12 protein-coding genes are annotated in these 18,779 nt (G+C 70.9%); 4 read left to right on the top strand and 8 right to left on the bottom strand.

The genetic code is table 11. The annotated features are described in order from the left end of the window. Window positions 1-203: 203 nt before the first annotated feature. Window positions 204-2,300 carry a cytochrome D1 domain-containing protein gene (locus BLP83_RS07800; protein ID WP_281187115.1) on the bottom strand — a complete coding sequence of 699 codons (2,097 nt, stop codon included), beginning with the start codon at window positions 2,298-2,300 and terminating at the stop codon, window positions 204-206. Between the two features lie 229 nt (window positions 2,301-2,529). Here BLP83_RS07800 and BLP83_RS07795 point away from each other — a divergent pair, with 229 nt between their 5' ends. Then, a complete protein-coding gene (locus tag BLP83_RS07795) occupies window positions 2,530-4,767 on the top strand; it encodes a TonB-dependent hemoglobin/transferrin/lactoferrin family receptor (protein ID WP_091240991.1) in 2,238 nt (745 codons plus the stop codon). A gap of 46 nt (window positions 4,768-4,813) precedes the next feature. Here BLP83_RS07795 and BLP83_RS07790 read toward each other — a convergent pair whose 3' ends face one another. Then, window positions 4,814-6,814: a tetratricopeptide repeat-containing diguanylate cyclase gene (locus tag BLP83_RS07790; protein ID WP_091240989.1), complete on the bottom strand. Its 2,001-nt coding sequence runs from the start codon at window positions 6,812-6,814 to the stop codon at window positions 4,814-4,816. Between the two features lie 290 nt (window positions 6,815-7,104). Beyond that, window positions 7,105-7,842, bottom strand: coding sequence for a uroporphyrinogen-III synthase (locus BLP83_RS07785; RefSeq protein ID WP_176764066.1), 738 nt, complete (start codon window positions 7,840-7,842; stop codon window positions 7,105-7,107). A 116-nt stretch (window positions 7,843-7,958) separates the two neighbouring features. On the opposite strand from BLP83_RS07785, the gene BLP83_RS07780 reads away from it, so the two are divergent. Continuing rightward, on the top strand, window positions 7,959-8,447 hold the full coding sequence (locus BLP83_RS07780; protein ID WP_091240983.1) for a YiiD C-terminal domain-containing protein: 489 nt from the start codon (window positions 7,959-7,961) through the stop codon (window positions 8,445-8,447). A gap of 575 nt (window positions 8,448-9,022) precedes the next feature. Here the strand turns inward: BLP83_RS07780 and mutM are convergent. Beyond that, a complete protein-coding gene (gene mutM, locus BLP83_RS07775) occupies window positions 9,023-9,835 on the bottom strand; it encodes a bifunctional DNA-formamidopyrimidine glycosylase/DNA-(apurinic or apyrimidinic site) lyase (protein WP_091240980.1) in 813 nt (270 codons plus the stop codon). A gap of 90 nt (window positions 9,836-9,925) precedes the next feature. Here mutM and BLP83_RS07770 point away from each other — a divergent pair, with 90 nt between their 5' ends. Then, a complete protein-coding gene (locus BLP83_RS07770; RefSeq protein WP_091240978.1) occupies window positions 9,926-11,131 on the top strand; it encodes a DesA family fatty acid desaturase in 1,206 nt (401 codons plus the stop codon). A gap of 52 nt (window positions 11,132-11,183) precedes the next feature. Then, the gene (locus BLP83_RS07765; protein ID WP_091240976.1) at window positions 11,184-11,531 is read left to right on the top strand and encodes an EF-hand domain-containing protein; all 348 of its coding nucleotides are present in this window, start codon (window positions 11,184-11,186) and stop codon (window positions 11,529-11,531) included. Window positions 11,532-11,852: 321 nt separating this feature from the next. On the opposite strand, the gene BLP83_RS07760 is transcribed toward BLP83_RS07765, so the two are convergent. The 4 genes from BLP83_RS07760 to BLP83_RS07745 are packed head-to-tail and all read right to left on the bottom strand — an operon-like array spanning window position 11,853 to window position 18,653. Beyond that, entirely contained in the window at window positions 11,853-14,198 is a 2,346-nt protein-coding gene (locus tag BLP83_RS07760; RefSeq protein ID WP_091240974.1) for a hypothetical protein, read from the bottom strand. After that, complete coding sequence (locus tag BLP83_RS07755; RefSeq protein ID WP_091240972.1) at window positions 14,195-16,339, bottom strand: DUF4175 family protein; 2,145 nt, start codon at window positions 16,337-16,339, stop codon at window positions 14,195-14,197. Before BLP83_RS07755 ends, BLP83_RS07760 begins: the two co-directional genes overlap by 4 nt. Continuing rightward, window positions 16,336-17,739 (bottom strand): BatA domain-containing protein, encoded by a 1,404-nt coding sequence (locus BLP83_RS07750; RefSeq protein WP_176764065.1) that lies wholly within the window; start codon window positions 17,737-17,739, stop codon window positions 16,336-16,338. The genes BLP83_RS07755 and BLP83_RS07750 overlap by 4 nt, the downstream gene beginning before the upstream one ends. Beyond that, window positions 17,736-18,653, bottom strand: coding sequence for a DUF58 domain-containing protein (locus tag BLP83_RS07745; protein ID WP_091240968.1), 918 nt, complete (start codon window positions 18,651-18,653; stop codon window positions 17,736-17,738). The genes BLP83_RS07750 and BLP83_RS07745 overlap by 4 nt, the downstream gene beginning before the upstream one ends. Window positions 18,654-18,779: the final 126 nt, after the last annotated feature.

Raw genomic sequence — 18,779 nt, 5'->3', positions numbered from 1 at the left:
AACGCGGGCTTCGAGCTGGGCATCTCTGACCCCGCCGGAGCTTCGCCTGGCACGCTGCAGGATGCTGACTCACGGACTCGCAGCCTCGGGCTTGCACTGCTTCGCCAGCTCTATTCGGGACGCTTCCGGCCTCCGCAGCCCCAGAACGCACAAGGCCCGGGAAACCCGGGCCTTGTGCGTTCAAACCTTGCAGCGAGCGAGGATCAGTAGACGTCCTTCGCCGTGTTGTAGACGTTGAACTTGCCGGTCGGGGTGATCAGGCGCGGGTCGTCGATGACGGCCTTGAGCGTGCGGGTCTTGTCGTCGACCACCACGATCGCCGAGCGCTGGTCCTTGCCGTTCCATACCGAGAACCAGACTTCGGTACCGTCCTTGTTGTACTCCGGCTGCACCACGCGCTTCGGGCCTTCGCCGAGGTTGGCCCACTCGGCGATCGGCAGCGCCTCGTAGCCCGCGTCCAGGTTGTCGAGGCTGAACACCGCCACGCTTTGCGAGACCTCGGCGGTCGGGTTCAGCGGGCTGTCGACCCACAGGTTCCTCGACTGCGGATGGGTCTTGATGAAGAGCGAACCGCCGCCCTGGCCTTCGAGCACGTCGACCACCTTCCAGGCCTGGTCGGGGTGGCCTTCGGGGTCGGTGCCGATCAGGGTGACCTTGGCGTTGCCGAGCGCCGAGGTGCCCCAGACCGGGCCGAACTCGGGGTGCACGAAGTTGGCGCCGCGACCCGGGTGCGGGATCTTGTCGACGTCGATCAGGCCGACCATCTTCTGCTCGCGCGAGTCGACCACGGCGATCTTGTCGCTCTGGTTCGCGGCGGTGAGGAAGTAGCGCTTGGTCACGTCCCAGCCGCCGTCATGCAGGAAGCGCGCGGCATCCAGCGTGGTCACCTTGAGCGCGTCGATGTCGCTGTAGTCGACCAGCAGGATGCGGCCGGTCTCCTTGACATTGACGATGAACTCGGGGTGCTCATGGCTGCCGACGATGGCGGCGACGCGCGGCTCGGGATGGAACTCCTGGGTGTCGACCGTCATGCCGCGGGTCGAGACGATCTTGATCGGCTCCAGCGTCGGGCCGTCCATGATCACGTACTGCGGCGGCCAGTAGGCACCGGCGATGGCCAGCTTGTCCTCGTAGCCGGGGAACTTGCTGGTCTCGACCGAGCGGGCTTCGAGGCCGATCTTGATCTCGGCGACGCGGTCGGGGGTTTCCATCCACAGGTCGATCAGGTCGATCTTGCCGTCGCGACCGATGGTGTAGACGTAGCGCATCGAGTGGCTGATGCGCGAGATGTGCACCGCGTAGCCGGTCTTGATGATGTTGATGATCTTGTAGGTGTCGCCGTCGATCAGGGCGATCTCGCCCGAGTCGCGCAGGGTCACCGAGAAGATGTTCTCCAGGTTGTAGTCATTCATCTTGCGGGTCGGGCGATCCGCGACCGGCACGATGACTTTCCAGCTGCCGCGCATCTCCGGCATGCCCCACTCCGGCGGGTTCGGCGGCGTGTGCTGGAGGAAGCGGGCCATCAGATCGACCTGCTCGGTGGTGAGCTCACCGCCGGTACCGAAGTTCGGCATGCCCGCCGGCGAGCCGAAGGTGATCAGCGCCTTCAGGTAGTCGGTGCCCTTGGCCTGGGTGATGTCCGGAGTCAGCGGCTTGCCGGTGGCACCCTTGCGCAGCACGCCGTGGCAGCCGGCGCAGCGCTGGAAGAAGATCTCGCTGGCCGCAGCGAATTCGTCCTCGCTCATGTCGGGCGCACCGGGCGTGCGCACCTGCTTGACGTCGGCGCCGGCCAGCGTGGTGGGCGCGCCCTCATAGGCCGCCTGAGCCTGCGAGGTGCCCGGATGGGCCTGGCCCTGGGCCGGGTCCGTAGGCGCACCGATCTCGGCGCGCACGGCCGCCACCTGCTCAGCGCTGACCGGGCTGCCGCCCGAGTTCAGGCCGGTGTAGACGTAGCTCAGGATGTGGGCGATGTCGGTGTCGCTCAGATGGCTCATCGCCGGCATCACGCCGTTGTAGTCCTTGCCGCTGACCTTGAGCGGGCCGGACAGACCGGTCAGCACCGCGCGGATGGCGGTCTCGGCGGTGTTGCCGCTCAGCCAGTCCGAGCCTTTCAGCGGCGGAAAGGCGCCAGCGAGACCCGCGCCATCGGGCTGGTGACAGGCCGCGCAGTTGGCGAGGTAGGCGGCTTGGCCGGCTTCGGCCTCGGACTTCGGCGGACGCTCGTTGACGGTGTCGCTGCCGCAGGCCGCGGCGCTGAAGAGCATCAGGGCCAAGGCCCCGGTGAGGTGTCGGTAACGCATGGCGATCTCCTGGCTGCGAGCGGGGGATGCAGGGCGGGCACGTTCTGTCGTGTGCCTGAGCGTCCTGCTCGGTGGCCAGTCTGTGCCCGGGTTTCGCGCTGGAACCCTGACCTGGATCAGGTGGACCGCAGTCTCCCGGGCTTCGTGAAGGCGCATTTGACCTCACTCAAATTCGCGTGAGGGCAGCGCCCCGTAGTCTGCACCCGACCTCGCCGCGGACCGCCCTGCCATGACTGCTGCACTGCAACGTCCCCTGCCGCGCGCCATCGCACTGGCGCTCAGCCTGTCCACATTGATGACGCCCACCGGGCCGACGCACGCGGAGGCCTCGGCCGACGCCACCCGCCTCGACCAGATCGTGGTGGTGGCGCGACGCGCGCCCGAGCCACTGTCGCAGGTCGTCTCCAGCGTCAGCCTGGTCGACCGCGAACAGTTCGAAGCGCGGCTGGCCGTGGATGCCGCCGACCTGGTGCGCTATGTGCCGGGCCTGCGCATGGACTCGGAACCGAACCGCTTCGGCAGCCAGGGCGTGTCGATCCGCGGCCTCGGCGGCAACCGCGTGCGCGTTGAGATCGACGGCGTGCCCCTGCCGGAGGCCTTCGCCGTCGGCCAGTTCGCCGCCGCCGGCCGCGACTTCGGCGAACTGGCCGGAATCGAGCGCATCGAGGTGCTGCGCGGGCCGGCGTCGACCCTGTACGGCAGCGATGCGCTGGCCGGCATCGTCGCCATCCGCAGCCGCGAGGCCGACAGCCTGCTGGCGATGAGCGGCAGCGATCGCCACGTCGGGCTGCAGGCGGGCTATGCCGGCCGCGACGCCAGCCGGCAGCTCGGCTTCACCCATGCCTTCGCCGGCGATCACGGCCTGCAGAGCGTGCTGGTCGCTTCGCTGCGCGAGGCCGGGACACCGGGCAACCGCGGGCGCACGCCGGCCGAAGACGCCAACCCCACCGACCGCGAGGCGCGCAGCCTGCTCGGCAAGCTGGGCCGCGGCTTCGGCGAACACGGGCAGTGGGAGCTCGGCTTCGAGCACCAGCGCAGCGCAGTGCAGACCGATGTGGTCAGCCAGCGCTTCGCCCCCGGTCGCTTCACCACCACCTACAAACTGCTGGGCGATGACGCCCAGCGCCGCGATCGGATCAGCCTGAAGACGAACTGGGAGGCGAGCCTGCTCGGCTTCGACCGCATCGAAGCCCTGTTCTACGCGCAGGACAGCGAAACCCGCCAGGACACCGAACAGTTCCGTCTGGCCGACCGCACCACACCCTTCGAGTCGCTGCGCTGGCGGCGCTTCGACTTCACGCAGCGCGACCTCGGCCTGGACCTGCTGGGCATGCGCAGCTTCAGCACCGGCGCGGCCGCGCACGCCCTGCTGGCCGGACTCGAACTGGAGCGCAACCGCTACCAAGGCGAGCGCGATGGCCTCGAGACCAACCTGCGCAACGGCAGCACCTCGACCGTGGTGCTGGGCGAGCGCTTCCCGGTGCGCGATTTCCCGACCTCGATCGGCGAGCGCCGCGCCCTGTTCGTGCAGGACGAGATCACGCTCGGCCGCTTCGCGCTCATCCCCGGCCTGCGCTACGACCAGTACCGGCTGGATGCGCGCCCCGACGCGATGTTCGTGGAGGACTATCCCGAGTTCGCGGTGGTGGACGGCAGCGAGGACCGCCTGACCGGCAAGCTCGGCCTGCGCTTCGCTGCGACTGAGAACAGCCAGCTGTTCCTGCAGTACGCGCGCGGCTTCCGCGCCCCGCCCTTTTCCGACTTGAACATCGGCCTGTCGCTGACGCTGCTGAACTACGAGGTGCGGCCGAACCCGGAGTTGAAGCCCGAGACCAGCCACGGTTTCGAGGCCGGCTGGCGCTATGCCGGCGAGCGCGTGCACGCCACCCTGTCGGCCTACCGCAACGACTACCGCGACCTGATCGAATCGCGCGCCAACCTCGGCGTGGACCCGGCCACCGGCGCGCTGGTGTTCCAGTCGATCAACCGCGATCGCGCGCGCATCGAAGGCGTCGAGCTCGAAGTCGAATGGGACCTGGCCGGGCTCGCCGAGTCGCTCGAGGGTTTCCGCGTGCAGGGCGCGCTGGCGACGGCGGACGGCGAGGACACCCGCCGCGGGCGACCGCTCAACAGCGTCGACCCCGACACCGCCGTGCTGGGCCTGAACTACGCCGCCGACAGCGGCCGCTGGGGAACCGAGTTCATCGCGACCGGCGTCCGCGGCAAGGACGCTCTCGACGAGAGCGCCGGCGCGCTGTTCGCCCCGCCGGGCCACGCCGTGTTCGACGCCTTCGCCTGGTGGCAGGTGCACGATCGCCTGCGTCTGAACCTTGGTCTGTTCAACTTGGGCGACCGCCGCTATTGGCGCTGGGCCAACGTGCGCGGACTGGCCGCGAACACCCCCAACCTCGGCTTCTACAGCCAGCCGGGCCGCAGCGTGAGCGTGTCGGTAGACCTGCGTTTCTGAAAGCGGCTCGCGCGGCGGGCGGGGGCTCGCAGCCAGCGATCCGGATTCACTCCGGCTCGGAGCCGTCCGGCTGCGGATCGGCGACCACCACCACGCGATTGCGGCCGGCGGTCTTGGCGGCGTAGAGCGCGCCATCGGCCTCGTCGAACAGGCCTTCGGGACGCAGCCGCGTGCGCCCGGACAGCGAGGCCACGCCGACACTGATGGTGATCGGCGGCAGATCCTCGCGACGCAGGTTCTCGACCGCAGCGCGCAGGCGCTCGGCCAGGCCTGCGGCAGCCTGCGCGTTGGCGCCCGGGATCAACACGACGAACTCCTCGCCACCCCAGCGGGCCAGCAGGGTGCCGGCGCGCAGCAGGCCCTGCAGGGTGGCGGCCAGCGCGCACAGCACGGCATCACCGACCGCATGGCCCTGGGTGTCGTTGATGCGCTTGAAGTGGTCGACGTCGATCAGCGCGATCGACAGCGGTGCGTGCCGGCTCATGGCATCCGCCCAGTGCACTTCGAAGCGCTCGACGAAGGCGCGGCGGTTGGCGATGCCGGTGAGCGGATCGATGCTGGCCGCATGAGCCAGTGCTTCGGCGCGCTTCTCCAGCTCGACGTTGGCCTGGGCCAGCGCTTCGCGATTGCGCTCCAGCTCGGCATTTGCTTCGGAGAGCTGGCGGCCCAGACGCCGGCTTTCGCGGTAGCGGAAGGCCAGCAGGCCGGCAATGACCAGCAGGCTCAGCACGCCGAAGGTGGCCAGCCAGCGGCCCAGCGACTCCTGCCGCAGCTTGAGCGACTGGATCTCGAGGTCGCGCTGCAGCAGCTCGATCTGGCGCTCGGCCTCCTGCGCACGGTAGGCGCTCTCCATCACCGCGACGCGGCGGTTCATGTCGAGGCCGGCCAGTTGCTCCTGCAGGGCCAGGCTTTCCATCGCGATATCGAGCGCGCGGGTTTCCTGACCCTGCTCGCGCAGCAGCGGCACCATCAGCTTGTAGCTGTCGAGCAGCTGCGGCTGGTCATCGCCGCTCCTGAACTCGGGCAGCGCCTGCTGCCACAGCGCCAGCGCTTCCTCTGGGCGGTCCTGGCGCGCGGCGACTTCAGCGAGCGTCGCGCGATAGCGCGCCAGCGTGCTGCGCTGGCCCAGGCGCTCGGCGACGGCCGCGCCGCGGATCAGCGCCTCGCGCGCTTCGTCGAGCTTGTTCAAGCCCAGCTTGGCGCGGCCATTCTCGAGCAGTGCGTAGGCCTGACCCGGCGGACTGCCGAGGCGTTCGGCCAAGCGCTCGGCCTCCAGCGCCAGAGTCAGGGCTTCGCTGTAGCTGCCGGCGAGGTTGGCCGTGCGCGCCATGCTGCCAAGCAGCGGCGCCTCGCGCGAAGGGTCGGCCAGTCGCCGCGCCTCGGCGAGGCCGCGGTCAAGGAAGGTGCGCGCGGTCTCGTACTCGCGCAGGCCGGCATAGAGCAGGCCGAGGTAGTGGTAGGTGCGCTCGATCTCGGCCTTGGCGCCGGCCTGCTGCAGCTTGAGGCTTTCCCGCAGCGACTCCAGCGAGGTCGAGTACAGGCCCTGGTTCAGGCGGATCAGGCCGATGTGGGTCAGCACGTCGGCGATGCCGTCGTCGTCCTTCAGCTGCCGATAGAGGTTCAGCGCCCGCTCGAAGCCCGACAGCGCCGGCGACAGGTCGCCCTGGCGGCGCAGCAGGATGGCGATGTCGGTCTCGGCGCGGGCCACGCTGGCGGTGTCGCCGCGCCGGCTGGCGCGCTCCAGGATGCCGCGCTGCAGGGCCAAGGCTTCGGGGTAGCGACCGCGACGGAACTCGATCTGCGCCGACACCCGATCGACGGCGTCGACCTCGGCCGAGCCCTCGGCAGCGAGGCCAGCGGCTTCCTTGAGCACGGTGCCGGCCATCGCGAAGTCGCCGCTGGCGGCGAGGCGCTCGGCCTCGACCAGCCGCGCCTGCAGCGGCGCCGCGATCTCAATCGGCGCGATGGGCGCCAGCGGATCGCCCGCCCAGCGCTCCTCGGCCGGCTGCGCCGCGAGGGCGGCCGGCATCAGCAGCAGGCACAGCACTGGCAGCGCTCGAAGCAACCGGGATCCTCGCGTTCAGTAAGGACAGCCCGTGGGCGGCGGGCGCAGTGGCGTCGGGTGTGGCCCCGATCTGGGCGCAAGTGTATGCGCTAGATCGCGGATGCGCCTCCCGCCCGGCCGGTCGCAAACGTGAAGGCGGTAGAGGCCTTGCGCCTTGTGCACCCGTTACAGGCGCAGACCATGCGTCCTCGCTTCAGCGCTGGCGGTACCCGGAAGGCGCTGTCGCAAGGCCCGACCCGAGCCGCACCGTCGCCCGCGGAGCACGGCCTTGCTCAAGGCATAACGGAAGCCGCCAGCGCGGCCACCAGAGCCTGCGGCTGCGGGCCCGCGGCCAGCACGGTATCGCTGAACCCGCGCGACCGGGCATGCGCGAGCAGACGCTCGCTGCTGGCCGCCACGCGCGCTTGCTTGAGCTTGACGACCGCCTCGGCCGGCAGCTGGCCCAGCACGTTGTCGAGCGCCTCGGCACTGGACAGCAGCAGGCCCAGCGGCGCGCCGGCCGTCAGCACAGTGCGCGCATGCCGCGCATCCAGCCGGGCCGGCCCGCGTCGATAGACCTGTACTTCTTCCACCGCGAAGCCGCGCGCGCGAAGCTCTGGTGCGAGCACGCCGCGACCGCCGGGGGCGGCCACCAGCAGCACGGTCTCGCCAGCGCCCTGCGCCAGTCGCGGATGCGCCAGCAGGCCTTCGCTGATCTGCGGACCCTGGTCGATCGGCGCCAGCACCTCGGCGAATCCCGCGCGACCCAGCGCCGCCGCCGTGCCGGCGCCGACGCCGGCGCCAATCGGTACCCGCGCTGCGATCCGCGGGTCGAGCTTCAGCAGGAAGCGCACCGCGGCCGGACTGATGCACAGGGCGATGCCCGGCCGCTTCGCCAGCGCCTGTTCGAGCGCTGCGCTCGCATCGAGAGGCTCAAGGCGCAGGCCCGGCAGGGCCAGAGCCTTGGCACCCGCCGCTTCGATCGTGCGCTTCGCCGCGGCCTGCTGGCTGCGCTCGCGCAGGCTGATCACCGTCCAGCCGCGTAGCGGTGGCGATATGACAGATGAGTCCGTACTCGTGGGTATCCGCGTGCGCATGCTAGATAGTCTGCCCCGCCGCACCGGCGCCTGTCCGAACGATGCTGTCCATGAGCCAAGCCGCACCGCTGATTGCCGCACCTGAAGCCACCCTAGGACAGGATCTTGAACGCGTGCTGCTGTCGATGCCGCCGCTGCGCGCGATGGGCTGCCGCGTGGCCAGCGTCGAGCCCGAACGGCTGGTGCTGGCCGCACCGCTGGACGCCAACGTAAACGACAAGGGCAGCGCCTTCGGCGGCAGCCTGGCGGGGCTGATGACCGTTGCCTGCTGGGGATTGTTCAGCGCGCGACTCAAGCAGGCTGGCCTGATCGCCGAGGTCTATGTGCAGGACAGCCATGTGCAGTACTTCGTGCCGGTGCTGGAAGACATCGAAGCCGAGGCGCGGCTGGCCGAGGGCGAGGACATCGAGGCCGCGATCCGCAGCATGCGCAGCCGCCGCAAGGCGCGTCTGAAGCTGGTGGCGAGCGTGCGGCTGAAGGACGGGCGCGAGGCGGCGCGGCTGGAAGGGCGGTTCGTGGCGCTGGGGGCGGTGGGGTGAGTGCGCCACCGCGTCCGATGTGTCTCTGCAGACTGCAACGGTTGGCGGCGGAGCCCTGCAACGGATGGCCGGAGACCGTGCTCTTTCTCGGAGAGATTCCGAATATGCCGGGGCATGCCGCAGTCGCGGACCCGGCATCGGGTCGTGTGATCGTGGGTGTTCACCTTGATCGGCTCGTAGAGCTGGCAGAGGACGAAACCTAGGATAGGAAGACCCCGAACCCGGCCTGGACACAGCACTGGGCCGTGGTCCGCGCACAAAGGGTGGGCCCTGGCCCACCAAGAGGTCGACCCTCGCCCCGGTTCCAGGGAGTGCGGCGCTGCCGGGCTCTGTCGGGCTTGGATACCGAGGCGAAGTGATGGCCACGGTGGGCCAGGGCCCACCCTACAGACGGCTGCGCGGCTTGTATTTCCGCGGTATTGATCGTCGCGTGCGTGGCACTCGCGCTCAGCAGAGATCGACCCGCGCCCAGCTTCCTGGGAATGCGGCGCTGGCGCGCTCTGTCGGGCTTGGATACCTAGGCGAAGCGATGGCCACGGTGGGCCAGGGCCCACCCTATCCCCTATGCCCCGCTCTCAACGCTGACAGCGCGGACACCACACCGTCGCGCGCTGGCCCAGGGCCATGTGCTTCAACTGCGTGCCGCAGAGCTTGCAGGCCTGACCCTCGCGGCCATAGACCAGCAGCTCCTGCTCGAAGTAGCCGGGCGCGCCGTCAGGCGCGAGGAAGTCACGAAGCGTGGTGCCGCCGCGGACGATCGCGTAGGCGAGGATCTCGCGCACGGCTTCGGCCAAGGCCTGGTAGCGCGCAAGGCTCACCTTTCCCGCCGCACGGCGCGGGTCGATGCCGGCGCGGAACAGGCTCTCCGCGGCGTAGATGTTGCCGACGCCAACGACGATGGCCTGGTCCATCAGGAAGGTCTTGACCGGTGCCGCGCGCCCGCGACTCAGGCGGAACAGGTGTTCACCGGAGAACTCGGCGGACAAGGGCTCGGGGCCCAGCCCAGCCAGCAGGGGATGGGTCTGCCCGCGCGCCTGCCAGAGCAGCGCGCCGAAGCGCCGCGGGTCGTTGAAGCGCAGCAGCTGGCCGTCGTCGAGCTCGAGGTCGACGTGGTCATGCGTGCGCACCGGCACGCCGGCGGGCAGCACGCGCAGGCTGCCGGACATGCCCAGATGCAGGATGGCATCGCCGGTTTCAGCGCGCAGGATCAGGTACTTGGCGCGGCGTTCGACGGCTTCGATGCGCTGCCCGGGCAACTCCTGCGTGATCTCGGGGGGGATCGGCCAGCGCAGGTCGGGACGGCGCAGCACGGCGCGCGCGATGCGCCGCTGCACCAGATGCGGTTCGATGCCGCGGCGGGTGGTTTCGACCTCGGGCAGCTCAGGCATGGCTCGGAAGTGTGCGGGTGTTCGTGAAAGCGGGGTGGAGGCAGGCTGCTAACATCTGTTCACTCAAAAACACCGCAGACGCAGGGTTTCATGGACAACGCATTCTTCGCCTGGGCCACGGACGGCCTGTTCGGCAACGCATGGTGGCTGGTGCTCGGCGCCTTTCTCGTGATGGCGCATCTCACCCTGATGTCGGTGACGATCTACCTGCACCGCTGCCAGGCGCATCGCGCGGTCGACCTGCATCCGCTCATCAGCCATCCGATGCGTTTCTGGCTGTGGTTCACCACCGCCATGGTCACCGAGGACTGGGTCGCCATCCATCGCAAGCACCACGCCCGCTGCGAGACCGCCGAGGACCCGCACAGCCCGCAGGTGCTGGGCATCAACAAGGTGCTGTTCCACGGCGTGACGCTGTACCAGAGCGCGCGCAAGGATCGCACGATCCACGCCCAGTTCGGCCACGGAACGCCGACCGACTGGGTCGAGCGCAATGTCTACGCGCGCTTTCCCGGCCTCGGCCCCAGCCTGCTGCTGTTCCTCAACATCGGCGTGTTCGGCGTCATCGGCATCACCGTGTGGGCGCTGCAGATGCTGGTGATCCCGGTGCTGGCGGCCGGCGTGATCAATGGGCTTGGCCACTGGTGGGGCTATCGCAACTTCGAGACCGACGACCGCGCCACCAACATCAGCCCCTGGGGCCTGATCATCGCGGGCGAAGAACTGCACAACAACCACCACGCGTTCCCCAGCTCGGCGCGGTTTGCCCTGCGCCGCTTCGAGTTCGACATTGGCTGGGTGGCGCTGCGCATGCTGTCGGCGCTGGGCCTGGCGAAGATCCTGCGGGTCGCGCCCAAGCTCGACATCCGCCCGAACATCCAGATGCCCGATACCGACACCGTGCGCGCAGTGCTGGCGCATCGCTTCCAGGTGATGACCGACTACTTCCGCATCGTCGTTGCCCCGCATCTCAAGGCCGACATGGCCGGCGCCCAGGCCAACCTGAAGGCGCTGCCGGGTCGGCTGCGCCGCGCGCTCAAGGATCACGGCCGTTGGCTCAAGCCCGAGCAGCAGGAAAAGCTCGATCGCTGGATCGCCGAGCACCCGCAGCTGGCGGCGGTCTACGACTACCGCCGACGCCTGCGCGCGGTGTTCGAGCGCACCGGTCAGGGCTCGGAAGCGACGCTGGAGGCCTTGCGCCAGTGGTGCCACGAGGCCGAGCAGTCGGGCAATGCGGCGCTCCAGCAGTTCGCCCAGCGCCTGAAGGGCTACAGCCTGCAGCCCGTGCGCGCCTGAGCCTGCGGATCTGCCTTCGGGTCCAGGGCGCGCATCGCCCTATCATGCGGCGATGCGCGCCCTGACCCTCGCCCTGCTCTGTTCGCCCGCCCTCGCATCGGCGTTTCCGAACGCCCCTGCCGAACAGTTGGCGCGCGTCGATTCCGACGGCGACGGCAAGATCAGCCCCGCCGAATACCGCGCCTGGATGAGCCGCGGCTTCCGCGCGATGGACGTCAACGGTGACGGCGTACTGCAGCCGCAGGAGCTGCCGCCGGGCACGAGCTTCCGGCGCGGGCAGGCGCTGAGCCTGAGCGAACACCACGCGCGCATCAACGCCCGCTTCGATCTGCAGGATGTCGACCGTGATGGCTTTCTCGATGTGCGCGAGCTGACGGCGCCGCCGCGCCCTGCGCGCTGAGCGCGCGCCCGCAGCCCGCGATCCAGAGCCTGGTGCGGGACGAAGGCTGCGGTCGCCGGCAGGCAGGCTCCCACAAAGGGCGGCCACTGACGATCCAGAAACAGAGTGCTTGCGCTCCGCGGGTCGTCCCGTGCAGCCCCGAAGCTCTGCTGTGTGTAGGAGCGAGCGTGCTCGCGACCCGCAGGCTTGGCGCGAATCGCGAGCCGTCGAGGCTTGACCTGAGAGCGTGTCTACGAAGAGCGCGCGCGGACAGGCGCGTGCCGAGCGCGCGAGCGGTCGCATCAGGCCTAGACCCCCCGGCTCGCTTCCCGCATCAAGCGCTCACGGCGACCGCGGCCGCTCCAGCCACCACAGCAGGGCCAACACGGCGAGCAGGGCCAGCAGCCAGGGCCGGAAGTCGCCGGCGGCGTACAGGGGACCGCTGCTGTCCTCGCCAGCCGCTCGGGTGGACACGACGGCGAAGGTGCGGGCGAGCAGATCCGCCGCGTGCAGTGCGGCCTCTCGTCCGGGATCGCGCACTTCGATGGCCAGCGCAGTCGACTCGCCATCGGCCAGACGGTAGCGACCCGGCAGGCTCGGCAAGCTGGCGACGCAGCCCTGCGCATCCGGCGCCGCCAGCGTGAGTCGGGAACCGTCAGGCGCTAACAGCGACGGTGCCCCGCGCAGGCTGCAGAGCTCGATGCGCTCGCCCGCCCAGGCCTCGGTCTGCCCACGCGGCAGGCGCAGCGTCGGCGCGGGTGCTGCGGGGGTCGGTGCGCGCGCAAGCGCGCTCGTGATCTCGCTCCACAGCTCGCCGTAGACCTCTCCATGGCCCGCCGCCTGCAGGCGATAGCTGTCCGTCAGCCAGATCAGGCCGAGGCGCCCCAGCCCGCGCGCGCGCCACAGCGCCAGCGGCTCACCCTGGTCTGTGTGCACGGCCGACGCGGCCTGCGCCGAGACCACCCGGATCGGCAGCTGGCGCAGACGCGTGGGTGCCTGGGGCAGGCGCGCCTGGGCGCTGGTCTCGCCGGGCACGCGCTCGATGGCGAAGCCGGCCTCGCGCCACTCGGCGAGCAGGCCCGGGTTGGGCAGTGCGGTGAGGCGCAGCAGCAGGCCGAGACCGTTCTCCACTTCGGCCAGTACGGTGGCGCGACCGCCGACACCCAAGGCGCCCCAGGCGCGCTCCTCAATGATGAACAGATCCAGCGCGGCAAGCTCTTCGGTGCTGGGCGCCAGCACGCGACCGCCCTGCACCAGGCCCGGCGCGAACTGGATGCGGCTGTCGAAGTCGAGGCCGGCGTCCACCGCCCAGCGCCGCAGCGCGCGCGTCTCAGGCCCGGGTGCGGCGGCCAGCAGCAGCACCTTTGGGGCGCGTGGCGGCGTGACTTCGACGCGGAAGTCGTAGGCATCCAGCGTCCGCTCGTCGCCATCGAGCGCGCGCAGGCGCAGCGGCAGCGCGCCCGTTGCGCGCGCGGGTGCGCGCAGGTAGACGACGCCGGCCCTTGATGAAGCTGTCGCGCCGAGGTCACGCTGCGATGTCGCGTCTGCCCGCTCCTGCGCGGAGGCGGTGTCCACGGCGCTGGCAGCGGAAGCCTGCGCGGGCGCGGGCGCAGCGTCGCGAGCACCGGACTCTGGTGCGGCCACCTCGGCTGCACTCGCGTCATGAGGTTCCTGCGCCAAACCTGACTCTGCCGCGAGCGCGGCTGGATCTGCAGACGACGGCACATCGATATCTTCGGCTGCGGCCGACGAGGGATCTCTCGACGTGCGCGAGGCCGGTGTCGCGGCGGAGGGCGCCGCAAGGGCGGAGGCAGGCGCCAGTGAGCTCGCGGAGCTCAGCGCGGCCTCCGCATCGAACACCTGCTCGGCCAGCACTTCGCCCGCCGCATCCAGCAGCTGCACGCGCGTGGGCGGCGCACCGTTCCAGCGCGCCGCGACGTCGATGCGGTCACCCAGCATCACCTGCGGCGCGTAGGCGACCTCGACGAAGCCGCGCGGCAGCGGCGCCGGGATGAACTCAAGGCTGCGACCGCGCGCGGCCTGCAGATCGCGCAGCGACAGGCCACGCCCGAACAGGCGCAGGGTGGAGAACTCCGGCCGCATCCGCAGTGCGGTCGCCAGATCCGGTGCGCGCTGCACGCCGGGAGGCAGCGGATCCTCGGCGTCCGGCAGGGCGATGACGGCAGCGGACGGGCCGAGCTCGGCGCTCGCGTTTAACGGTCGACGCTGAGCGCTGCCTTGGCGTGCGTCCTCCGCACGCGCCGAGCCCGCATAGGATGGGCCCTGGCCCACCGTGGCCTCGGCACCGCTGCGCGCATCCGCTGCGCTGTTCGCTCCGAAGTCTCCGCTTCCTGCCGGTGAACGCGTCGCTGCCGCGGCTTGATCCTGATCGCGTTGATCGCGGGCGGCTGCCTCGCTGAGGTTCGCACCGAGGCGAGCGTGGGGCTCCGCTGGGCCAGGGCCCACCCTATGGGCCTGCTGCCAACCCGCGCCGAGCACGGTCAGCGTGCCGGCCTGCGGCAGGAGCTGCGGGGGCGGGTTCAGCACCAGGTACACCAGCAGCAGCGCACCGCTCTGCAGCAGCAGGCGCCAGGGCCAGCGCTGCGGACGCTTCCACAGCAGGCGCGCGGCGGCGAGCAGGCCGATGGCGACCAGGGCGATCGCAATGACATTCGGCGGCAGGCTCATCGGGCGTCCTCAAGCGCGCGCAGCCAGGCCTCGCCGGCGGCATCCATGCCCGCACGCGAGCGCGCGCCCTGCGGCGGTGGCGCCAGCCGTTGCCACAGACTCGAGGACAACGCCGCACGGCACTCCGCGCAGTCCGGATCGCGTCGCACCCGATCGAAGCGCTCGCGCAGGTCCAGCGTCGATTCGATCGGCTGCTCGGTAAGCCAAGACTCGAAAGCTGCGAGCGCGTCGGGAGCCGGCGGCGCGTCGGCAAGAGCCTCACCCCCAACCAATCCCGAATCCCCAATCCCCAATCCCCGGCCCGCGAGGGCCGAGAACATCCCCACCAGCGCCGCATCCCCACGCTCGGCCGCGCGCAGCGGATCGCCGGGTCGTACCGCCGTCGAACGATCGCCGCTCAACCGCCGCGAGAATAGGATCGGCGGCAGCTCCAGGCCCACGCGCGCCAGGTAGATGCGGCTGGCCTGCTGGATCTGCTTGATCAGGTCCAGCGCGCGGTACTGATACGGCAGGGCCGCCACCGGATCGCCCATGCGCAGATGCAGCTCGCTCTGCCACATCTCGCGCAGGGCCGAGCGCAGGCGCTCCCGCGTCACCGGATCGAACAGGGTCGTGCCTTCCTCCTGGTCGTGGGCATGGCCGTAGGCGCGCAGCAGAGCGTTGGCGTCGCCGAAGTTGGCAGGGTCGGCATGGCCATGGCCGTCGTCGAGGCTGTGGCCCTCGGGCAGCAGCGGGCCTTCGGTTTCGACCTCCTCGCCGAGGAACTCGCCGTAGCGCAGACGCAGCAGGCGTTGGTCGACGCCGATGCTGTCGCTGCGCGCGAGCAGGCGCTCGCGCTCCAATGCGGCGCGCTCGGCGATCAGCGCCTCGGTGTCGATGATGATCTGGCGCTGGCTGCGGAAGTAGGCCGGCAGGGTGCGCTGGACGAAGCCCTCCACGCCCTCGCCCTCGGTGTCGCGCAGCTTGGGCCAGCGCAGGATGTAGCTGGGGCTGCGCGCGCGCTGGCCCAGGCTGTCCAGCACCTCGACGCGCAGGATCAGGTCGTTGCCGGTCTCGAAGCCGAGTGCTCCGAGATCGAGCCGGCGCAGGTAGCGCCGGCTGCGCGCATCGCCTTCGCCGCGCAGGGCGAGACGCTGCTCGCTGACCTCGACCAGCTCGCCGTCGCCCTTGGCCAGGGTCAGCAGCAGCTCGGCGGCGCCGAGGCCGAAGTCGTCGCTGGCCTCGATGTCGAGCTCCATGGCCGCGGCCGATTCGACGATGTTCAGGGTCTGGCCGGGACGGCGGACGCGGATCTGCGGGGGCGCATCGGGCTTCAGCTCAAGACGTGCAGCCGCTTCGTCGAGCCCCAACACCGCGCCGTCGATCTCGATGCGGTAGCGGCTGCTGGCCTTGGGCGTCTCGCTGCCGCGCCAACGCTGATCGTCCAGCGCGAGTTCGATGCGGCGGCCGTCGATGAAGACCAGCGCTGCCGAGTCGGGGGCAGGCTCGATCTGCAGGGCCCAGTCGATGCGGCTGCCGGCCACGGCTTCGATATCCAGCGCGGCCTGCGTGGCCTCGGGCAGGCCGGTGTAGCGCGGTGCGGTGATGCGCACTTCGGTGGATTGAAGCGCCGGCGGGCCGAGCGGTGCTTCGCCCGCCGCGGTCGGCGCCTCGCGCGCGCCGGTCGAGGTCGCTCCATCGATGCGCTGCGCGGGCACCAGCAGCACGGTGGCCGCCAACAGCACCGGCGCCAGCATCCACGGCGAGTGCGCGCGCAGGCCCAGTGCGGCGAGCGTGACCCGCGGCAGGCGCTGCTCCAGCCGCTGGCGCTGCAGTGCAGCCAAGGCACCCGTTCCGGGCGCGAACAGCAGGCCGGCGCTGTCCTCGAAGTTCGAGAGGCGCAGATTGAGTCGCTGCGCCAGCCAGGCCGGGCTGCGCTCGCGAGTGCGCAGGCCGGCGATGGCGAGCAGCACCAGCAGTGCCGCGACATCTGTCCACAGCGCCGGCCATGGCGGGGACGCGAAACGCAGCAGTGACCAGGCCGGCAGCACCCACAGCGCGGCCTCGATCAGGCCCAGTCGCCGCACGCGTCGCAGCAGGGCCTGCGCTGCCGGGCTGGGCGCGAATGCGCGCGCAGTCGACGCTGACATCGGTGCGCTCATGCGGGCCTCCGGGTCGCCGCCAGCCAGCGTTCGGCCAGCAGCAGGAGCAGCAGCGCGAGGATCAGCGCATCGCGCAGCGGCGTGCCGGCGGGCTGCGGCGGGGTCCCGTCCGCACTCGGCGCGACCAGGTTCGCGTCGATATGCGAAACCGGCGCGCGCTCGGGCTCCAGCCAGCCCTGCAGCAGACGCGGGAAGCGAGGCGCCAGCAGCTCGGGCAGGCAGCGTGGGTCCAGCGGGCAGTCCAGCAGTCGCAGCTCGGCGCCGTCGGTCAGCACCCGGCTGAGCGACGCGTGCTCGCCGCGCCACAGCGTGTGGGCGCGGGCATCCAGAGCGGCGAGCACCTCAGTCTCTGCAGACGCGGGCTCGATCTGGGGTGGCTGCGTTTCGCGTGTGTCCGAGCCGCTTATCAAGGCGCGTCCGCCGTCGCGCAGCCACGCCCGCCAGGTCGGGGAGAGCGAGGCCAGCGCACCCGCATAGGGTGGGCCCTGGCCCACCGTGGCCGCGGATTCGCCCCGCTCAGCGCTCGTATCCGCCAACGGATGTCCGGCGCCCTCCGGCGCTACCGATGGCGCGCGCAACGCGCCACCGTCGCCGCGCGCGTCGTCCTGCACCTTGGCGTCGTTCGCTGACGGCTGCAGGAGCGCATCGGCTGCGCGCGGTGTCGGCGTCTGCATCGGCGCCATCACCCACAGCGCATCAACGCCCTCAGCGGGCGGCGCCTCGCTCGCCTCCACAAAGCGCAGTGGCGCGTTCTCGCCCATCGCCTCGAAGTAGGCTCGCAGCGCGCTCAGCGCACGGCGCTGCTCCGACTCGATGTGCTCCATCACATGGACTGCAACGCGCAGCACCTGCGGCGATTGAGGCGCCACCGGCAGCTCCACCGGCAGCACCGTCCATTCGATCGCACGGCCCAACTGCAGCGGCGCACCGTCCCAATCCCCCAGCTCGCGCGGCACCCGCACTTCAAGCGCCTGCGCGGCGGGGCGCTCGAAGGCCAGCTCGCGCAGCAGGCTGAAGGTCGGACCCGCTGCGGGCGCAGCCACCGCATCAACCCGCGGGAAGCCCGGCGCCAGCCAGCGCAGCTCGGCGTCCTCATTCAGCGCGCCGACCTGCGCCGGATCCAGCCCCGGCCACAGCAGCACCCAGGGCGGACCGGCGCGGCCGTGCAGCAGCGGTTGCGCCAGCACGAAAGCCAGCACCGCCAGCAGCAGCAGGCGCAGCAGCAGGAGCAGGCGATCGCGCAGACGCACCCGCTGCTTCGGCCGCGCCTGCGGATCGATGTAGGCGAGCGCGGCGAACAGCCGCGGCGGCGGGGTCTCTCGGCGCCGCTGCAGATGGATCAGCAGCGGCAGGGCCAGCGCCAGCAGCGCGAACAGGGCCGTGGGCAGCAGCAGGCTCACGTCGCGCCCCCGATGTCGATGCGGCCACCGCGACCGAACAGGGCGCGCAGCGCGGTGTCTTCCGGCTGGTCCAGCCAATGCTCGACGCAGGCCACGCCGCGCTGCTGCAGGCCCGCGATGAACTCGGCGCGGGCGGCGCCAAAGCGCTGCAGAAAGCCCGCGCGCACCGCCTCGGCATCGACTTCGCGCACCGCGCTCGATTCGGGGTCGACCAGATGCAGGGCGCCGCGCAGCGGGAACTCGCGCTCCTCGGCGGTGAGCACACGGACGAAGGCCACGCTGCGCTGTGCAGCGGCGAGGCGCGCGGCGAACTCGGCGGCTGCAGCGTCGAAGCCATCGCTCAGCACCAGCACCAGAGCGCCGGGCGGCATGCGCGCGGCGAATGCATCGAGGGCCTTTGCATCGGGCCAGGCCTGCGTCGGCGCAAGGCCCGCCAGCGCCGCCAGCAGGCGATCGCGCTGGCCGCGGCCGCCGTTGGCCGCCGCCCACAGCGGCGCGCGCGCCTCGAAGGCCAGCAGGCCGAACAGCTCATCCTCGCGCAGGGCCAGCTCCAGCACGCAGGCGGCCAGCCGACGCGCGGCATGCAGCCGCGTCCAGCCGGGATTTGCCAGATCGTCCTGCGCCATCGAGGGGCTGCAGTCGAGCACGAGGTAGACGCTGAGCGGCGCATCACGCTCGGACTCACGCACGAACAGGCGATCGCTGCGCGCGAACAGCTTCCAGTCGACCTGGCGCGGTGCATCGCCGGCGACGTAGCCGCGGTACTGGGCGAATTCGAGGCCCTGTCCGCGCGAGCGGCTCTGTTGACGACCGAGCGGCCCGACCGGCGCCTGCAGCGGCGTGCGCAGGCGCAGATCACGCAGGCGCGCGCGCAGCTCGGCGGGCAGATCGAGGCCGGTGCCGGTGAGGTTCATGCGCGAAACGCTCCGATGGCGCGCGTTGGGTGAGGCCTCGCCCACCGCAGCTCGACGCGGACCTCGGTTTCAAATGACGCCATAGGGTGGGCCCTGGCCCACCATGAGCTTCCTGCTCGCCCCGGC

The sequence above is a fragment of the Aquimonas voraii genome (assembly GCF_900101825.1).
GTDB lineage: Bacteria > Pseudomonadota > Gammaproteobacteria > Xanthomonadales > Xanthomonadaceae > Aquimonas > Aquimonas voraii.
This window is presented reverse-complemented; position numbering and strand designations above follow the sequence as displayed.